At 64.4% G+C, this 905-nt stretch carries 1 protein-coding gene; it reads right to left on the bottom strand.

The window, feature by feature from the left end; all coding sequences use genetic code 11:
• Positions 1–905, bottom strand: a 905-nt coding sequence (locus RE4_RS30560; protein WP_060939901.1) for a DUF222 domain-containing protein, incomplete at both ends; no start/stop codon positions are given.

Here is a 905-nt window from a genome sequence, read left to right as displayed (position 1 = left end):
CATGTGCAGCCGGGGAACGCGCAGCCTCTGTCGCGGGCGATCAACGCCACTCGCTGCTCCGCGGTGACCAACCGTTTCCCGGGTTTCGCATCGAGCGGAGCCCCGTGATCATCGAGCAGGACAGTGGAGAGGAAACAATCACACCCGAGGAGTCTGGTCTGCGAGACCGAGAGTGGTCCGAGCCACGGCATATGTCCGACATCGAGATCCGACACAGCCGCTCCACCATCAGGAGCAGCGGGTGTTGCGGCGCAGTCCCGATGCTCAGCGAGATCGCGGGCGTTGATGTGCACGTTCACGTGCGGCCGCTGCCCACCATCGGCGCCGGTTTTGGCGCAGTCCAGGTAACGCCGGATCAGTTCCGTGAACCCGTCCGCGGTCCGCTTCGCTGCCGACCGGGTATCCGGGGTTCCATCGGGTGCCGGGGTCGGCATCGTCAGATTCGACAGGGCGGAGAGCAGCATTTCACCGGTGAGGGCGTCGAAATCGCCGCGCACCACCACCCGGCCGTTCAATGTCGACGCGATGCGGAGTTCGTTCCGGTCGTCATCTTCGGCGGGTGGAATCTTGTCGGATTCGAAGATTCGCTCCAAGGTCGCGATGACGTTTCGCACCTTCGTGGTCGTCGCCTCCACCCCGGACGCGGCAGCCAACAACAAGTCGATACAGCGAGGGAGCGCTTCCTCCGGCATGCCCTTCGGCGGTGATTCGCAGAACGCCACGATCAACACTGCATGATCGAACGAGCAGTCCCCGTCATCGAACCGGGCAGCCACCGCCGGAAACGGGCGTAGCGCTGCACCGTGGGCGGCGATCTTCTTCCCGTCCCGGATTTGCAGCATCGTGTTTGCCGCCAACCACGCACCCACTCCGCGGCTGGCGATCACCTGATCATCGGGACGCAT

It is taken from the genome of Rhodococcus erythropolis NBRC 15567 (assembly GCF_001552595.1).
Classification (GTDB): domain Bacteria; phylum Actinomycetota; class Actinomycetes; order Mycobacteriales; family Mycobacteriaceae; genus Rhodococcus_F; species Rhodococcus_F erythropolis.
This window is presented reverse-complemented; position numbering and strand designations above follow the sequence as displayed.